Genomic DNA, 16,180 nt, shown 5'->3' with positions numbered 1-16,180 from the left:
GCGCCGACGCCCGCTCACCAAACTTAGAGTAGACGGAGTCAGCACCCCTCATCCGAGCGCCTCCGGCGCCCACCTTCTCCCTCAAGGGGAGAAGGAAGACTCAGACCCCCAGGATCCAGCCTTCTTCGCCCTCCACCTGGGCGATCAGGGCTTCGTCCGCACCGGCCGGCGGTGCAAACGCCTTCTGCAGGTCGCCGGCATCGTCCATGAGGGCGAAGGCTTCGGCGGCGGCGCGGACCTGGGCCTGGGTCTTGTATTCCTTGACGCCGTCGGCGTTCACGCCGCGCTTGGCCTCGAACATCAGCGGCCAGACTTCGACGACGACGGCCGACAGGGGCTCGATGTCGGCCTCGGTCAGTTCACGCCAGCCGGTGCCGAAGGGCCAGACGGCCGCCGAGGCGCCCAGCGTGTCCAGCAGGCGGCGCAGCATAGGCACGCCGACCAGGGTCAGGCCGCCGATGGCGCCCGCGCCGTGCATCTGCCAGACGCTCTTGGGCGGCAGTTTGTCCTTGCGCGCGGCCAGTTCGGTGGCGCGGAACTCGGGGATGTCGGCGCCGGCGCCTTCCGGCGGCTTGGTCGTGGTCAGCCAGCGCTGGGCCTGGCTGGCGGGCGCGCCCCAGAACGGCCAGGGCTCGTCCGTCATCAGGCGGTTCATCTTGGCCGCGACCTGATAGCGGTTGTTAGAATTGTCGGCTTTGTCGACGATGTTGGCGGCCAGGAACTTGCCCATGGCGTCCCACGGGCGGCCGTCCAGTTTCAGGCGCGCACCCGTTCCGGCCGGGAAGCCGAAGTCGAAGTCGAAGCCCACCAGGACGCGGTCGCCGCGCTTGCGGTGTTCCGCCAGGAGGTCGGCGATCAGCTTCTCGCCTTCGGCGCGCGTGGCGACGTTGTGCGTCTCGGCATAGAGGCGGAAGCGCACGTCGCGCTTGGCGACGCCGATCCACAGGGTCTGTTCGCCCAGCTTCTTGCCTTCGGCGGCGGTCCAGTTGGCGATGATGTAGGCGTCGAAGAGGCGGGCCACGGGGGCTCCTGAAGAAAGAGGCGAGGAACAGGAACGGGGGCTTCTAGCCGCCCAGACTCAAGCCGTGAAGGGCGATCAGCGTTGCATCAGGGCTTCGACGTGCGACAACCAGCGGCGCCCCAGCCGCAGACCTTCGCCGGGAGAGCGGGCGCCGCTGGTCTTTTCGGCCTCGGAGGCGGGGGCGGTGCGCGATCCATTCCACAGGGCCAGCTCGAATTCCGCATTGTGCGGATCGCTGAAGATCAGGCGCAGCACGACCAGTTCGGCATCGGGCGCGTCCAGGTCGATCTCCTTGCGAAGTTGCCCGCGCAGGACGCGGGCGATCACATGCCCATCGACGATGATCTCGGCGCCGAGCACTTCCTCGAAGGCGTAGACCAGCCCCATCGCGCCGCGATTCCACAGGACCGCCAACTGGCCGCCCTCTAGATCCAACCCGGCCGCGCGGCCTTCATGGGCCGACAGGGCCAGGGTGTCGGCCGGCGCGCCCAGCGCCTTCTTCATCGCTCGCCGCAGTCGCCGCTCGGACTCCATCCACCAGGAAAACAGCAACACGCCGGTGGTCAGGAAGGCGGCGATCAGGGCGACCAGCAGAATGGCCCTGAACGTCTCGCCCATGGATCAGACCTCCAGGTCCAGATCGACCACGACGGGGACGTGATCGCTGGGCTTTTCCATGTCGCGGGCCTCGCGGTGCGTCTCGATGGCGCGGAAGCGGTCGGCGGCCTGGGGCGACAGCATGGCGAAGTCGATGCGGATGCCGTGGTTCCGCTGCCAGGCGCCCGCCTGATAGTCCCAGAAGGTGAAGGTTCCGGCCGGTTCGCGGCCCAGTTCGTGGGAATCGGCCAGGCCCAGCCACTTCAGCGCGCGGAAGGCCTCGCGGCTTTCCGGCTGGAACAGGGCGTCCTCGGCCCAGGCGGCGGGGTTCTTGGCGTCTTCGGCCTCGGGGATGACGTTGTAGTCGCCGCACAGGGCCAGCGGTTCTTCCAGCGCCAGCAGGTCGCGTGCATGGTTCTGAAGCCGTTGGAACCAGGCCAGCTTGTAGGCGAATTTCTCGGTTCCCAGCGGGTTGCCGTTGGGCAGGTAGATGGAGGCGACGCGGATCGGGCGGGGCGCCTCGATCAGGGCCTCCAGATAGCGGGCCTGTTCGTCGCTATCGTCGCCGGGCAGACCGCGCCGCACGTCCGACATCGGGTATTTCGACAGCAGGGCGACGCCGTTGTAGCTCTTCTGGCCGTGCGTCTCGACGTTGTAGCCCAGGTCTTCAAAGGCCTCGCGCGGGAACTTTTCGTCCACGCATTTGATCTCCTGGAAGCAGGCGACGTCGGGGTTGGCGGCCTGAATCCACTCCAGCACCGTCGGCAGGCGGGCGTTGACCGAGTTCACGTTCCAGGTGGCGATGCGCATGGGACGCAAGGCTAAGGTGAGCCGCTTCGTTCGGGAAGAGGGGCGCCCAAAACAAAGACGCCGCCGGATCGCTCCGGCGGCGTCTTAAAAGCTCAGGCTGAAATCGGGATCAGCTGTTCGGCGCAGCGGCCGGAGCCGTGGTCGTCAGCTTGCAGCCGCCGCCGATCTGCTGGGCGGTGGCGCAGGGGTAGACCTGCTGCACGGCCTTGGCCGTATCGAAGCGGACGATGACGCCGTCGGCGCCGTTGCAGGCGGCTTCATAGAAGGAGCCGTTGGCGTTCTTGCCCATGTAGCGGGCCTGGCTGACGTCGCAGGCGGCGGCTTCGGAGCCGGTCAGCCAGCCCTTCAGCGTGGCGACTTGTTCGGCCGGGGTGGTGAAGCGGCACGAGGCGTTGGCCGAGACCAGCTCCATGCAGGAGGAGATTTCCCAACCTGCGGCGGCTTTGTTGATCTGGGCGCCTTCGACGCCGGCGCAACCGACTTCATAGACGACGGCGCCGCCGGGCTTGGCGCCGATGATGGAGCCTTCGTCGACGGTGCAGGCCAAGCCCGCTTCCTTGGCGAAAGCGGTGATGACGGCCATGGCGTTGTTATTAGCGGGCAGGCTGCACTGCGAACCGACATCGGCTTCCGGGTCGCGAGCGCGCGCCTGTTCGGCCGAATAGGCCAGCACCATGCAGTCGGTCGCTTGCGGCGGGGTCGAGGTCAGCAGCAGGTAGCCGGGGCCGGTCGCGCAGGCGACTTCATACAACGACTCCTTGTTGGGCGACTGGCCCAACAGTTTGGACTCGGTGATCTGGCAGTTGGTGCTAGTGGCGGTCAGCACGCCCTGGGCGGCGGCCTGGACTTCTTCGGCGCTGGGCGGCTGAGGCGCGCGTTGGCGTTGCTGCTGTTGCTGACGACGGGCCAGGCGACCGGTAGCGGAACGTTCGCCCGCACGCTGCTCATTCATCCGATCCTGTTCGTTGCCGCCAGGGCCAAGCGGCGCGGCTTCGCCGGGTGTGGTCTGGGTAAAGGTTTGCGCGTGAGCGAGAGAAGGCGTGAGGGTCATGAGCGCCAGGGCGGCGGCCACGCCGACCTTGCGGCTGCGGGGGGGGAAGGTCACAAAACTGCTCCTGGCCTCATATTTAGGAAGATGAAGCCTTGGCGGCGTCTTTCGCCTTGGTCAAGCGCAACTGCGCCCTTGGCGCTGGACGATCGCATCGCGATCCGCTTAATCTGCACGACAGTTTTGATTGGAGACGGACCTTGGCGGACGGAGACTCCTTGTCTCGCTCGGAGCGCGGCCTGACGTACCCGTTTCCGGCGGAACCTCTCGCGGGGGAAGCCGTGGCGGTCGCGCCCGGCGTGTTGTGGCTGCGTCTGCCGCTGCCGATGGCGCTGAATCACATCAACCTCTACGCCATCGAGGACGGAGAGGGCTGGGCCGTCATCGACGCGGGACTGGCGACAGATGTTTCGCGTGAGGGTTGGACGACGGCGTTGGCGGGCGTGCTGGGCGGGCGGCCGGTCACGCGCGTGATCTGCACCCACATGCACCCGGATCACATCGGCCTGGCGGGCTGGCTGTGCGCGCGGTTCGACGCGCCGCTGCTGATGTCGCGGACGGAGTATGTGACGGGACGGATGCTGATCGGCGACGAGGCTCTGGGACCGCCGGCGGGGGCTGAGGCCTTCTATCGCGCGGCGGGCTGGTCGGACGAGCAGGTGGCGCGCTGGCGCGACGGCTATGGCGGCTTCGGCCGTATGGTTCAGGATTTTCCGCGCGATTACCGCCGGGTGCAGGACGGCGAGCTGCTGAGCATCGGCGGCGATGGCTGGCGGGTGGTGGTCGGAGAAGGGCACAGCCCCGAACATGTCTGTCTGTGGCGCGAGAAGGATAACGTCTTCATCGCGGGCGATCAGATCCTGCCGCGCATTTCGTCCAACATCTCGATCTGGCCGACGGAGCCGAACGCGGATCCGCTGGGCGACTGGCTGCGGTCGCTGGCGGCGCTGAAGGACCGGCTGCCGGGCGACCTGTTGGTGCTGCCGTCGCACGGGGAGCCGTTCTATGGCGTGACTCTGCGGCTGGAGGCGCTGATGCGCGGGCATGAGGTGGCGCTGAAACGGCTGGAGAAGACGCTGCGGACGCCTTGTCGCGCCGTCGATGTGTTCGGCGCCCTGTTCGCCCGCCCGGTGGGCGACGCCGTTCTGGGCATGGCGACCGGCGAGGCGCTGGCGCATCTGAATTATCTTGAACGCCAGGGACGGGTCCGCCGCGCGCGGGACGAGGACGGCGTCGACTGGTGGAGCCTTTTGGAGACAGGCCAATGAGCGAACATATCCGGACCCAACTGGACGGCGGCGTCCTGACGGTCGTCTTCGACCGCGCGGACAAGAAGAACGCCATCACCCAGGCCATGTATACGGCGCTGGCCGACGCGACCGAGAAGGCGAAAGCGGACGACGCCGTGCGCGTCATCCTGTTCCGCAGCGAAGGGGATTCCTTCTCGGCGGGCAACGACATCGCCGACTTCATCTCCCTGGGGCAAACCGAGGGCGATCTGGTCGAGATGGGGGTATTCCGTTTCCTGAAGGCCTTGGCCGATCTGGACAAGCCTGCGGTGTCGGCGGTGCGCGGCCGGGCGGTAGGCATCGGCCTGACGCTGCTGCTGCATTGCGACATGGTGGTGGTGGCTGAAGACGCCCTGCTGTCCGTGCCCTTCGTCAACCTGGCGCTGGCGCCGGAGGCGGCGTCTTCACTGCTGCTGGGCGCCAATATCGGCCATCAGCGCGCCTTTGAGCTGTTCGCCCTGGGCGAAGCGATCGACGGCAGGACAGCGCTGGCGTGGGGCCTGGCCAACCGCGCGGTTCCGGCCGATCAGGTCGAGGCGACGGCGGCCGATCTGGCGGGCAAGCTGGCGGCGCGGGCGCCCAACTCCATCCGCAAGACCAAGGCCCTGATGCGCGACGCCGAGGTGCTGTGGGCGGTCATGCAGCGCGAGGCCCAGGCCTTCGGCTCGCAGATGCGCAGCCCCGAGGCGATGGAGGCGTTCATGGCCTTCAGCCAGAAGCGGGCGCCGGACTTCTCCAAACTGGGCTGATTTCCCGCCGTTTCGCCGAAGATCGCGATTGATTCGAGGGGCGCGGGGGATTAGGGGCCGCGCATGAACGCCGCGCCCGCCTCCGCCGTCTCCGCCGAACCGCATTTCGCGGGCGGAATCGTGCGTGAAACGCCAAAGGATTCCGCGGCGATCGACGCCCTGGTCATCGCGGCTTTCGGTCCCGGCCGCTTCGCCAAGACCGCCGAGCGTCTGCGCGAGCGTGCGCCGTTGGCGGCGGGGTTCTGCCTGCTTGAAGACGGCCGCCTGATCGGCTCGGTGCGGCTGTGGGCGATCCTGACGGGCGAGGCGAAGTCGGTCTTTCTGGGGCCCATCGCCGTAGACAAGGCCAGCCGCAGCACCGGACTGGGCGGCGAACTGGTGCGGGCCTGCATCGAAGAGGCCAAGGCGCGGGGGCTGGACGGCGTCCTGCTGGTCGGCGATCCGCCCTATTTCTCGCGCTTCGGATTCGTGCCTGCGCCGGACGCCGTGCTGCCGGGGCCGGTGGATCAGCGCCGTGTCATGTGGCTGCCCTTCACCGCAGCGGCGCCGGTCGGGACGGTTCGACCCGACGCCTGAGCCGGGCGCGGCCTTCCTTTGCAGGGCGACGCATCCCATAGTTCGGATATGACGAACCCACCGACATCGTCCGGCTCCGGTCTGGCCAGCGTGGCCGAGGCCGCGCGTCAGGCGTCGGGGCGGGGTCTGCCGCCCGTGCATCTGTGGCATCCCGAACATTGCGGTGAGATCGACATCCTGATCCGCGCCGACGGCGTGTGGATGCATGAAGGCTCGCCCATCGGCCGGGCCGAACTGGTGCGGCTGTTCTCGACGGTGCTGAGGAAGGACCCGGACGGCTATCATCTGGTCACGCCGGTCGAGAAGCTGAAGATCGCGGTCGAGGACCTGCCGTTCCGCGCCGTGGCTGTGCGCCAAGACGGCGCGGCGCTGGTCTTCACCACGGATCAGGGCGATGAGGCTGTCGCCGGGCCTGACCACGCCATCGTCGTCGAAACGGACGCGACGACCGGCGAACCTGCGCCGCGCGTTCATGTGCGAGGCGATCTGTGGGCGCGGATCGCGCGGCCCGTCTTCTATGACCTGGTCGAGCGAGCGCGGGAGACGGACGGGCGGCTGGCCGTGCGGTCGGGCGGGGTGACGTTTCCGCTGGGACCGGAAGGGGCGGGGCTTTGACCTGTTCCGGCTTGAAGGCCCGGCTGCAACAGAGGCTGGACCCGGTGTCCGACTGGTCGCCGCAGCGTGTGGCGGTGCGGTCCGACTATGACCTGAACCCCGATTTCAGCCGTCCGAAGGTCAAGCTGAGGCCTGCGGCGGTGCTGATCCCCATCATCGCGCGTGAGGATGGGCCCAGCGTCCTGCTGACCCGCCGATCCGACAGTCTGGCCAGTCATACGGGGCAGATCGCCTTTGCGGGCGGGCGGCTCGAGCCGGGCGAGACGGCGCTGGACGCGGCCCTGCGTGAGGCGTGGGAGGAGATCGCGCTGGACCCCGCCGTGGTGGAGCCTTTGGGGCTGGGCGATCCCTATGAGACGGGCACGGGCTTTCTGGTGACGCCGGTGGTGGGCTGGCTGACGGCGCCGCCGGACGTCACCGCCTCGCCCGCCGAGGTGGCCGAGCTGTTCGAGGCGCCGTGGGACTTCCTGATGGACCCGGTGAACCATCGCCGCGACTACTACGATCAGGAGAACGGGCCGCGCCGGTGGTTCTGGGCCATGCCCTATCGCGAGCGCTACATCTGGGGCGCGACGGCGGGTATTCTGAAGGGGCTGTTCAACCGTCTGTACGGCGAAGAAGTCGCGCCGTTGCAGGCCGCAGAGGCCGACGCGACCGAGCATGTGGAATGAACCGCGTGCTTGAGGGCCAGGATTGGCTGACGGCCAGCGCGACGCAGGCGGTGATGGCCGCGCTGGCGGCGGCGGGCGGGGCGGACTGCGCCCGGTTCGTCGGCGGCTGTGTGCGCAACGCCGTGCTGGGCGCGCCGATCGATGATGTGGACATCGCCACCGTCCTGACGCCCGATGCGGTGGTCAGGGCGTTGAAGGCGGCAGGGCTGAAGAGCGTGCCGACCGGCATGGAGCACGGCACGGTGACGGCCATATCGGAGCGTCAGCCGTTCGAGATCACTACCCTGCGCCGGGATGTATCGACCGACGGGCGGCGCGCCACGGTCGCCTTTACCGACGACTGGGCCGAAGACGCGGCGCGGCGGGATTTCCGGCTGAACGCCCTCTATGCCGATGCGGACGGGCTGATCCTGGACCCGACGGGCGCGGGGTATGAGGACGCGCTGGCCGGGCGGATCGTCTTTGTCGGGGAGCCGGAACAGCGCATCCGCGAGGATTATCTGCGGATCCTGCGCTTCTATCGCTTTTTCGCCTGGTATGGGCGCGGGGCACCGGATGCGGCGGCGGTCGCGGCCTGCGCCGCCTTGGCCGAGGGCGTAGAACGGCTGTCGGCTGAACGGGTGTCGAAGGAGTTGCTCAAGCTGCTGGCCGCCCCCGATCCGCGCGCGGCGGTGCGGCTGATGGATCATGCGGGCGTGCTGGGCCGCGTCATGCCGCAACCCAAAAGCCTGTCTCTGTTCGAGGCGATGGTCGGGATCAGTCCGGACCCGGTGTTGCGTCTGTCGGCGCTGTTGCCGGATGAGGCTGAGGCCGTGCGCGAGGCGGCGCTGAAGCTGCGGTTGTCGAACGCCCAGAGAGACCGATTGGTCGAGGCTGTCGCCGAACGCATCGACACGACAATGAGCGAGGCTCAGGCGCGCGCCGCCATCTGGCGCGTCGGGCGTCAGGCGGTCGAGGATCGGCTCTATCGTGCATGGGCATCGGGCGCAGAAGTCGGGGCGGTGCAGCGTCTATTGATGCTGGCGGCGGACTGGACGCCGCCGAAGCTGCCGGTCGGCGGCAAGGATCTGGCGCGGCTGGGCCTGTCGCCGGGGTCGCAGACGGGGCGGGTGCTGAAGGCCTTTGAAGAGGGCTGGATCGCCGACGACTTTCCCGACCACGGGCATGAGGCGCGGCTGAAGGCTCTTATGACGCGGCCCGGCTGAGACGCACGATCACCGGGCGGTGGTCCGAACCCGTCTTCTGGCCCAACCGCCGCTCGACCAAGGCCAGGTCGGGCGTGCGCCAGACGTGATCTATGGTGATGCCGAGGAAGGCGGGCAGGGCCGAGGGCCAGGTGCCGGGTCGGGCGGGGGCGGGGATCAGGCCTGTCTCGGCCTTGATCTGACGACCGATGCGGCCGCTGGAGACGCTGTTGAAGTCCCCGGCGATGATGACCGGCCCCTCCAGCCCGGCGCGCAGTCCGGCGAGGCGCTGCGCCTGACTGATCTGGCCGTAGGGATGCTGGAACGGCCAAGGGCGCGTCATGTGGACGGCGATCAGGCTGACCGGCCCCAGCGGCGTTTCGGCCTGGGCGACCAAGGCGGCCAGACCCTGACCATCGGCGTCACGCACACGGCGTAGAGGCAGGCGGGAGGCGATCACCGAGCGCGCAGCGCCGCTGGGCCGGTCCTTGCGCGGGGTGCTGACGCGGTGCGGATAGGCGCTCAGGATCGTGTCCAACTGCGCTGCCGGGGCGTCGCCCAGCTCGATCAGCATGACCACGTCGGCGTCGGCTCGTTCGATGGAGCGGGCGATGGCCGCCACATCCTGATTTCGGGCCCACAGATTGGCGGAATAGATGGTCAGGGTTTCCGGTCCGGCGGCGCGGCCTTTCTCAGGCGCCCACTGCGGCCAGACGGCTAGAAGCAGCAGCCCCGCCACGCCCGCGCCCAGCGCCGCCATGTCCCACAGGCGGAGCAGCACGAAGAGGCCGCACAGCACGACGGTCGCGATCAGGGCTGGCGCGGTGAACTGGGTCAGCAGGTCGGGCAGGCGGTGGCCGATGCGGCTGAGCGCCGAAATGGCGACCAGGCCGGGCGGCGCCAGCAGGGCCAGGGCGGTCAGCCGCATCAGGGCCTGGGTCAGGGTCATGCTGCGACCTTTGGTGAAAACGTGTGGAGGCGTCGGTTAGCGCGTCGGCGCCAGACCTGTCGAGCGTGGCCTCATGCGGCTGAATGCGCGGGCGGAGCGTGAGGCGATAGCGCGCCTGGCGCGGCCAATCCCTGAAATTTCCCGGCTTTGACGCACGCCGGGGCGGATCGGCGCGCCGGGGTTCGGCGCCTGAGCAGACTGCGGTCTCAACCTTTGGAGACCGCTCATGAGCGATGACGCCAGCGCGCGGCTGGGCCTGCCTTATCTGGCGGCCGGACAGCTGCAGAAACATGTGACCCTGAACGAGGCCCTGACCCGCCTGGACGCCCTGATCCAGACGGCGGTGGTCAGCCGCACCACGATACAGCAGCCCGCCGATCCGCCCGAGGGCGCGCTCTACATCCTGCCGGAGGCGGCGACGGGCGCGGACTGGGCGCAGCATCCGGCAGGCAGCCTGATGCGGCATGAGCGGGATGGCTGGATTTCTGTCCCGGCGCCCGACGGCCTGCTGGCGGTGGTGCTGGACAGCGAGGAGATTCTGGTCCGGCGCGCAGGCGTCTGGACGCCTCTGTCCTTCGGCCTGCCGGAAGAGATTCAGCAGATCACGCGCCTCGGCGTGAACACGATGGCGGATGCGACGAACGTCGTCGCCGTGCGGGCCAACAAGGCGCTGTGGACCGCGCTGGAGAGCGAGAGCGGCGGCGACGGCGATCTGCGCTTCACCTTCAACAAGCAGACGGCGGGCGATGTCCTGTCCCTACTGTTCCAGAGCGGCTGGGGCGGGCGGGCCGAACTGGGGCTAGTCGGCGACGACGACCTGCGGCTGAAGGTCAGCCCCGACGGCGGCGCCTGGCATGAGGCGCTGCGGATCGACCGCAGCACGGGCCGCGCCTGGTTCGGACAGGGCGCGACGCGGCGCGAGACGAAGGTGCTGACCGCCTCTGGAAGCTGGGCGCCGCCGGTCTGGGCGCGCTGGATCGAGGCGGTTTGCGTGGGCGGCGGGGGCGGAGGCGGGGCCGGTCTGGCGGGAGCGTCTGGCGCCGTTCGGCATGGCGGCGGCGGCGGCGGCGCAGGCGGCGTCATGACGACCTGGTGGCCGGCTGTGAACCTGTCGGGGGGGCTGGACGTCACTGTGGGCGCGGGCGGCGCAGGCGGCGCCGTATCGGGCGCGGCGGGCGGCCAGGGCGCGGCGAGTCTGGTGAAGACCGGCGCCCAGATCCTGCTGACCGGCGAGGGCGGACGCGGCGGCGCCGGCGGCTCTGCGGCGTCGGGAATCGGTGGCGAGGGCGGCGGCGGCCTGCCGCCCTCCAACGCAGGCGGAGCCTCTTCCATTTCGGCGGCGGGTGAAGCCGGGCAGGCGACGGCGCGTCCCGATGGCCCTGGCGCAGGCGGCGCGGGCGGCGGCCTTAGCGCGGCCAATGCGGCGCAGGCCGGAGGCGCAGGCGGCGACGGCGCTCTTCTGCTTTTGAAGGCGGCGGGGGGAGCGGCCGATGGGGCGATGGGGCAGGCGGCGCCCTGGCCGGACCTGCACTGGGCTGGAGGAGGCGGCGCAGGCGGCGGTGCGGTGGCGTCCGGCTCCGGCCATGCGGGCGGACCCGGCGGCCTTCATGGCGGCGGCGGAGGCGGCGGCGGCGCGGGCGTGACGGCGGCGGGCGCGGGCGGCGCGGGCGCGGCCGGCGTGGTCTGGCTGACGGCGGTGGGGTGAACGCCATGATCCGACGCCTGCATCGCATCATCGACGCGGAGGACGCCCTGTCGCTGGGCGAGTTGGACCCGCTGTTGGACGCAGAGGCTTGGGCTGCGCCCGAGCGCCTCTCGGCGGATGACTGTTTCGACCATCTGGGCAGCGACTGGCGAAGCTCGGCCGCGCCCCATGACCCGGAGGACGGGCAATGACCCTTGAGCATCAAGATCAACCGGCGGCGGAGCCCGTGGAACTGGCCGAGGGCCGCTGGCTGTGGCGGCGCCTCTATGTCTATGCCGCCAGCCTGGCGCTGTGGCTGCTGTTGCGGCTGGCGGTGACGCGGGCGACGGCGGCGGACCTGCCGCGCATCGCCGAGGGGCTGATGGGGCTGATCGCCCTGATGCTGCTGCTCTATCTGGTGGCGCCCAGCGCGCAGCAGATCGTCAATCTGGCGCGGTTGCGTGCGGGAGGGCGGCCATGAGCTTTCACCTGTCGCAACGCTCACGCGAGCGGCTGAAGGGCGTCCACCCCGATCTGGTCGCCGTGGTGGAGGCGGCGATCCGCCTGACGCCGGTGGACTTCATGGTCACGGAAGGGCTGCGCACGCCCGCGCGTCAGGCGGAACTGGTGCAGGCCGGAGCCAGTCGGACGTTGAACTCGCGTCACCTGACAGGCCATGCGGTGGACGTGGCCGCCTGGGTCGATGGTCAGGTGCGCTGGGACTGGCCGCTGTATCCGCGCATCGCCGGGGCGTTCAAGGCGGCGGCTGCGGCGTCGGGCGCGCCGCTGATCTGGGGCGGGGACTGGCCGCGCCTGCGCGACGGCCCGCACTTCGAACTGGATCGGAGGGCCTATCCATGACGGGGCGCTTCCTGCGGGTTCTGACGCCGCTGGGCTGGTGGGCGACGATGCTGGCGGTCGGCGTATTGTTGCTGATCGTCGGGCGGGGACTGGGTTTGAGCTGGGATCCTCTGCACCTTCAGGCGCGCCGGATGGAGGCGATCCAGCAGCGCCTCAGCCGGGCGGAAGCCGAGGCGTCCGCCCGCAGTCTGGAGGCCGCCGCACGCGGTCGCCAGGTCGAGAGTCTCGACGCCTTTCACCGCAACGCCAAGGCCGTGACGCAGGCGACTGTCGCGGCTGAAATTCGAGCGAGGACCGCTGATGATACTGATACGCCCCTGGACCCTGATCGTGCTCAGCGCCTGCGCGATCATGACCGCGAGTTGTGCCGCCTCGCGCCCGTTATCGCCGGTTGCGCCGCCCCGGTTGATCCTGGCTGAGGCGGCGACGCAGCCCTGCGAACTGGCCGTGCTGCCCGAGCGTCCGACGGCGGCGGACCTGGAGGCGGCCTATGTACGGCGCGGCGCGCAGGTGACGGCGTGCGACGCCGCCCGGCGCCTGGCGGTTGAGACGCTGAGAGCTGAACGCGACTTGATAGATGCCTGGGCGCAGGGACGAGGTGCGGCTGGGCCGATATTGCCGGGCGACTAGGCAAAAAGCGCCGAGTTGACGGCCTGACCGGTAAATATTGCCGGGTTCGGCGGCGTGCTCTTCAAGCTCTAATGTTGAAAAATCAATGCTGTACGCTCCGTGCGGGGTTGTCGGCGTCTGGCCCGCTCCTTGCGGCGTGAGCGTCCGAGCAGAAAGCTCCCGACAGCCAAAATGGCGTCGGACATCGTCTGAAGACAAAGGACAGCCAAAATGGCTAACAGCATCAACACCAATGCTGGCGCTCTCATCGCCCTGCAAAACCTGAACGCGACGAATCGTGACCTGAACGTCGCGCAAAACCGCGTGAACACGGGTCTGAAGGTCTCTACGGCCAAGGACAACGGCGCGATCTTCGCCATCGCCACCGCACAGCGCGCCGAAATGGGCGCTCTGGACTCGGTGAAGCAGTCGATCCAGCGCGGTCAGTCGATCGTCGATGTGGCCCTGGCCGCCGGCGAAACCATCACCAAGGCCCTGGAAGAACAGAAGAGCCTGGCGGTCGCCATCGCTTCGTCGAGCGGCGCTGCCCAGACGGCTTACCTGGCTGACTACAACGCCTTGGGCGGTGAAATCACCAAGGCCCTGGCCGGCGCGACCTTCGACGGCGTGAACCTGTTCTCCAACACGACCCAGCAGTCGGTTCTGACCAGCACCTCGGGTGCAACCCAGAACATCGGCACGGGCGCGGCGATCACCGTCGCCACTACGGCTACGTTGACGGCGCCGGCCGACGCCACGGCCGCTCAGGCCGCCATCACTGCGGTGAACACGGCCATCAGCGGCTTCACCGCCGAACTCGGCAAGCTGGGCACCCAGTCGAAGTCGATGGAGCGTCAGCTGACCTTCGTCAGCAAGATGCAGGACTCGCTGGAAGTCGGCATCGGCAACCTGGTCGACGCCGACCTGGCCAAGGAAAGCGCCCGCCTGACGGCTCTGCAGACCAAGCAGCAGCTGGGCGTGCAGGCGCTGTCGATCGCGAACCAGTCCAGCTCGATCCTGCTGGGCCTGTTCCGCTAACGCTGAAGGCGGCGGTTGAGGCCGCCGCCTGACCACCTCTCGCTACCGAGCAGAATGCTCACCGACGCCAAAACGGCGTCGGCCATCGTCTGAAGACAAAGGACAGCCAAAATGGCTAACAGCATCAACACCAATGCGGGCGCTCTCATCGCCCTGCAAAACCTGAACGCGACGAACCGCGACCTCAACGTCACGCAGAACCGCGTCAACACCGGCCTGAAGGTCTCCACGGCCAAGGACAACGGCGCCATCTTCGCCATCGCCACGTCGCAGCGCGCCGAAATGGGCGCTCTGGACTCGGTGAAGCAGTCGATCCAGCGCGGACAGTCGATCGTCGACGTGGCCCTGGCCGCCGGCGAGATCGTCACCAAGGCTCTGGAAGAACAGAAGGGTCTGGCGGTCGCCATCGCTTCGTCGACCGGCGCAGCTCAAACGGCCTACCTGGCTGACTTCAACGCCCTGGGCAATGAAATCACCAAGGCCCTGGGCGGCGCGAGCTTCGACGGCGTGAACCTGTTCAAGGCGAACGCGGCGGCTGTGGATGTCCGCACCGGCACCGGCGCGGCCGACACCTTCACCGTGAAGGCGATCGCCGCAGCGGACACCGCCGTCGCCACCGCAGGCGGCGCAGCGACCGTGGCCACCGCCACGACCGCTGCGGTCGAGGGCGCCATCACGGCCTTCACCGCCGTGCTGGGCGACCTGGGCACCAAGTCCAAGTCCATGGATCGTCAGCTGACCTTCGTCAGCAAGATGCAGGACTCGCTGGAAGTCGGCATCGGCAACCTGGTCGACGCTGACCTGGCCAAGGAAAGCGCCCGCCTGACGGCTCTGCAAACCAAGCAGCAGCTGGGCGTGCAGGCGCTGTCGATCGCGAACCAGTCCAGCTCGATCCTGCTGGGCCTGTTCCGCTAATCCGACGCGGTTAGGGAAGGGGCGAGCCGCTGGGTTCGCCCCTTTCTCGCGTCGTTGAGACGGGAGGCGCGGCAGGTCCGCGCAGAGGGATATGGCTGACAATGTCGCAGGAGTATCCAGCGTAACCTACCTTGATCGCGAGCCGCAGGGCGTAGCGATCGAGCCGAGGCCTGCCGTTCAGGCGCAGCAAGACGCCGCCGATGACGCCGGCCGTTACCGGCTGACGATCGAACGTGAGGCGACGGGCTATGTCTATAAGACCCTGGACCGCGTGACGGGCGAGGTGATCCGCCAGTTTCCCCGCGAGGAAGTGCTGAAACTGCGCCAAAGCCCAGCCTACGACGTCGGGAAGATCATCAAGACCGAGGCTTGAGCTTCGCGTCCAGGACTGCAGCGCCCCTCGGCATGGCCGGGCGGCGTTAACAGGCGTTGCGACGGCGTTAACCATACGCTCAGGAATCAGCGTCACTAATGCTCGCCAGAATCGGACTGAGGCGAGAACAGCCATGAGCAACAGCGTAATCACCAATGCGTCGGCGCTTGTCGCGCTTCAGAACCTGAACGCCACCAACTCCAAGCTGGCGGCGACCCAGAGCCGAGTGAATACGGGCCTGAAGGTGCAGGGCGCGCGCGACAACGCCGCGACCTGGGCTGTCGCCCAGAACCAGCGCGCCGACATGAATGCGCTGGAATCGGTCAAGACCAGCCTGAACCGCGCCACCTCCATCGCCGATGTCGCCCTGGCGGCCGGTCAGCAGATCTCCGACATCCTGGTGGAGCTGCGTCAGAAGGCCACGGCGGCGGCTGATCCGTCGGCCTCCGACGCGACCCGCAAGGCCTACAACGACGAGTTCCAGTCGCTGCTGAAGTCGCTGCAGTCGTTCGCGGACAACGCCGCCTTCGACGGCGAGAACATTCTGAACGGCAAGGTCCCCGGCGTGACGCCTACGCCGAACCCGCTGACGCCCCTGAACTTCCTGGCCAATGCGGATGCGTCTGAGACGATCACCATGAACCGTCAGGACATGACGCTGGAGGGGCTCGGGCTGAATGATGTTTTCGGCGGCACCCCCGGCAACGCTGGTCCGGATGGCATTGCGGGTAATGCGGACGACGTGGCGGCGGTGCCCGGAACGGCTGCGCCCAGCCTGCTGACGGAAGCGAATGCGACAGAGGTGCTGGCCGCGGTCGAGACCGCGCTTGCGACGGCCAACTCCAGGCTCGCCGAACTGGGCGCTCAGTCCAAGCAGATCGAGAAGCACACCCTGTTCGTCACCAAGCTGATGGACTCGTTGGAGGTCGGCGTCGGCAATCTGGTCGATGCGGACATGGCCCGCGAAAGCGCGCGCCTGCAGGCTCTGCAGGTTCAGCAGCAACTGGGCGCTCAGGCGCTGTCGATCGCCAACCAGGCGCCGCAGATCATCCTGTCGCTGTTCAAGGGCTGATCGCGGCCCTAGCCCAGTCGCCGGTGCGCGCCGTGTCCTAGCGACAGGGGAGGCGGCCGACGGCGGGTCGGTCGGGGGATCAGGCCATAGAGGCTCATCAGCCTCAACAATATCCAGCG

General features: G+C 68.5%; 21 protein-coding genes. 16 read left to right on the top strand and 5 right to left on the bottom strand.

What is annotated here, in order from left to right; genetic code table 11:
* Positions 1–100 precede the first annotated feature (100 nt).
* The 4 genes from FM111_RS10110 to FM111_RS10095 all read right to left on the bottom strand — a co-directional run bounded on the left by FM111_RS10110 (position 101) and on the right by FM111_RS10095 (position 3,533).
* Entirely contained in the window at positions 101–1,021 is a 921-nt protein-coding gene (locus FM111_RS10110; RefSeq protein ID WP_087140814.1) for a cobalamin biosynthesis protein CbiG, read from the bottom strand.
* Positions 1,022–1,096: 75 nt separating this feature from the next.
* Positions 1,097–1,639, bottom strand: coding sequence for a hypothetical protein (locus tag FM111_RS10105; protein WP_087140813.1), 543 nt, complete (start codon positions 1,637–1,639; stop codon positions 1,097–1,099).
* A gap of 3 nt (positions 1,640–1,642) precedes the next feature.
* A complete protein-coding gene (gene xth, locus FM111_RS10100; protein ID WP_087140812.1) occupies positions 1,643–2,428 on the bottom strand; it encodes an exodeoxyribonuclease III in 786 nt (261 codons plus the stop codon).
* Positions 2,429–2,537: 109 nt separating this feature from the next.
* Positions 2,538–3,533, bottom strand: a complete 996-nt coding sequence (locus FM111_RS10095; protein ID WP_256968188.1) for a hypothetical protein — start codon at positions 3,531–3,533, stop codon at positions 2,538–2,540.
* A 224-nt stretch (positions 3,534–3,757) separates the two neighbouring features.
* On the opposite strand from FM111_RS10095, the gene FM111_RS10090 reads away from it, so the two are divergent.
* From FM111_RS10090 to FM111_RS10065, 6 genes are all read left to right on the top strand, one after another.
* On the top strand, positions 3,758–4,744 hold the full coding sequence (locus FM111_RS10090; RefSeq protein ID WP_256968187.1) for an MBL fold metallo-hydrolase: 987 nt from the start codon (positions 3,758–3,760) through the stop codon (positions 4,742–4,744).
* Complete coding sequence (locus FM111_RS10085; protein WP_087140810.1) at positions 4,741–5,514, top strand: enoyl-CoA hydratase; 774 nt, start codon at positions 4,741–4,743, stop codon at positions 5,512–5,514. The genes FM111_RS10090 and FM111_RS10085 overlap by 4 nt, the downstream gene beginning before the upstream one ends.
* Positions 5,515–5,577: 63 nt before the next feature.
* Positions 5,578–6,090, top strand: coding sequence for a GNAT family N-acetyltransferase (locus tag FM111_RS10080; RefSeq protein WP_087140809.1), 513 nt, complete (start codon positions 5,578–5,580; stop codon positions 6,088–6,090).
* A 48-nt stretch (positions 6,091–6,138) separates the two neighbouring features.
* Entirely contained in the window at positions 6,139–6,705 is a 567-nt protein-coding gene (locus FM111_RS10075; protein WP_179205074.1) for a DUF1285 domain-containing protein, read from the top strand.
* Positions 6,702–7,376 carry an NUDIX hydrolase gene (locus FM111_RS10070; protein ID WP_087140807.1) on the top strand — a complete coding sequence of 225 codons (675 nt, stop codon included), beginning with the start codon at positions 6,702–6,704 and terminating at the stop codon, positions 7,374–7,376. The genes FM111_RS10075 and FM111_RS10070 overlap by 4 nt, the downstream gene beginning before the upstream one ends.
* Positions 7,373–8,581 carry a CCA tRNA nucleotidyltransferase gene (locus FM111_RS10065; RefSeq protein WP_087140806.1) on the top strand — a complete coding sequence of 403 codons (1,209 nt, stop codon included), beginning with the start codon at positions 7,373–7,375 and terminating at the stop codon, positions 8,579–8,581. Before FM111_RS10070 ends, FM111_RS10065 begins: the two co-directional genes overlap by 4 nt.
* Here FM111_RS10065 and FM111_RS10060 read toward each other — a convergent pair.
* Positions 8,562–9,509 (bottom strand): endonuclease/exonuclease/phosphatase family protein, encoded by a 948-nt coding sequence (locus FM111_RS10060; RefSeq protein ID WP_087140805.1) that lies wholly within the window; start codon positions 9,507–9,509, stop codon positions 8,562–8,564. The two genes, FM111_RS10065 and FM111_RS10060, sit on opposite strands and share 20 nt — an antisense overlap.
* 226 nt (positions 9,510–9,735) lie before the next feature.
* Between FM111_RS10060 and FM111_RS10055 the strand changes: the two genes are divergently transcribed.
* From FM111_RS10055 to FM111_RS10010, 10 genes are all read left to right on the top strand, one after another.
* Complete coding sequence (locus FM111_RS10055; RefSeq protein ID WP_087140804.1) at positions 9,736–11,214, top strand: DUF2793 domain-containing protein; 1,479 nt, start codon at positions 9,736–9,738, stop codon at positions 11,212–11,214.
* A gap of 5 nt (positions 11,215–11,219) precedes the next feature.
* Positions 11,220–11,405 carry a hypothetical protein gene (locus FM111_RS10050; RefSeq protein ID WP_087140816.1) on the top strand — a complete coding sequence of 62 codons (186 nt, stop codon included), beginning with the start codon at positions 11,220–11,222 and terminating at the stop codon, positions 11,403–11,405.
* Complete coding sequence (locus tag FM111_RS10045; protein WP_087140803.1) at positions 11,402–11,674, top strand: hypothetical protein; 273 nt, start codon at positions 11,402–11,404, stop codon at positions 11,672–11,674. The genes FM111_RS10050 and FM111_RS10045 overlap by 4 nt, the downstream gene beginning before the upstream one ends.
* Complete coding sequence (locus tag FM111_RS10040; RefSeq protein ID WP_087140802.1) at positions 11,671–12,054, top strand: M15 family metallopeptidase; 384 nt, start codon at positions 11,671–11,673, stop codon at positions 12,052–12,054. The genes FM111_RS10045 and FM111_RS10040 overlap by 4 nt, the downstream gene beginning before the upstream one ends.
* Positions 12,051–12,473: a hypothetical protein gene (locus tag FM111_RS10035; protein ID WP_087140801.1), complete on the top strand. Its 423-nt coding sequence runs from the start codon at positions 12,051–12,053 to the stop codon at positions 12,471–12,473. Before FM111_RS10040 ends, FM111_RS10035 begins: the two co-directional genes overlap by 4 nt.
* Positions 12,460–12,684, top strand: coding sequence for a hypothetical protein (locus FM111_RS10030; RefSeq protein WP_256968185.1), 225 nt, complete (start codon positions 12,460–12,462; stop codon positions 12,682–12,684). Before FM111_RS10035 ends, FM111_RS10030 begins: the two co-directional genes overlap by 14 nt.
* A gap of 210 nt (positions 12,685–12,894) precedes the next feature.
* Positions 12,895–13,701 (top strand): flagellin, encoded by an 807-nt coding sequence (locus tag FM111_RS10025; RefSeq protein WP_087140799.1) that lies wholly within the window; start codon positions 12,895–12,897, stop codon positions 13,699–13,701.
* Between the two features lie 111 nt (positions 13,702–13,812).
* Positions 13,813–14,616: a flagellin gene (locus FM111_RS10020; protein ID WP_087140798.1), complete on the top strand. Its 804-nt coding sequence runs from the start codon at positions 13,813–13,815 to the stop codon at positions 14,614–14,616.
* A 91-nt stretch (positions 14,617–14,707) separates the two neighbouring features.
* Entirely contained in the window at positions 14,708–14,989 is a 282-nt protein-coding gene (locus FM111_RS10015; protein WP_087140797.1) for a flagellar protein FlaG, read from the top strand.
* A 133-nt stretch (positions 14,990–15,122) separates the two neighbouring features.
* Positions 15,123–16,061, top strand: a complete 939-nt coding sequence (locus tag FM111_RS10010; RefSeq protein WP_087140796.1) for a flagellin — start codon at positions 15,123–15,125, stop codon at positions 16,059–16,061.
* Positions 16,062–16,180 lie beyond the last annotated feature (119 nt).

It is taken from the genome of Brevundimonas diminuta 3F5N, from assembly GCF_900163625.1.
Classification (GTDB): Bacteria; Pseudomonadota; Alphaproteobacteria; order Caulobacterales; family Caulobacteraceae; genus Brevundimonas; species Brevundimonas diminuta_A.
Note: the sequence above shows the minus strand (reverse complement) of the source record. Positions and strands in the feature narration are given on the sequence as shown.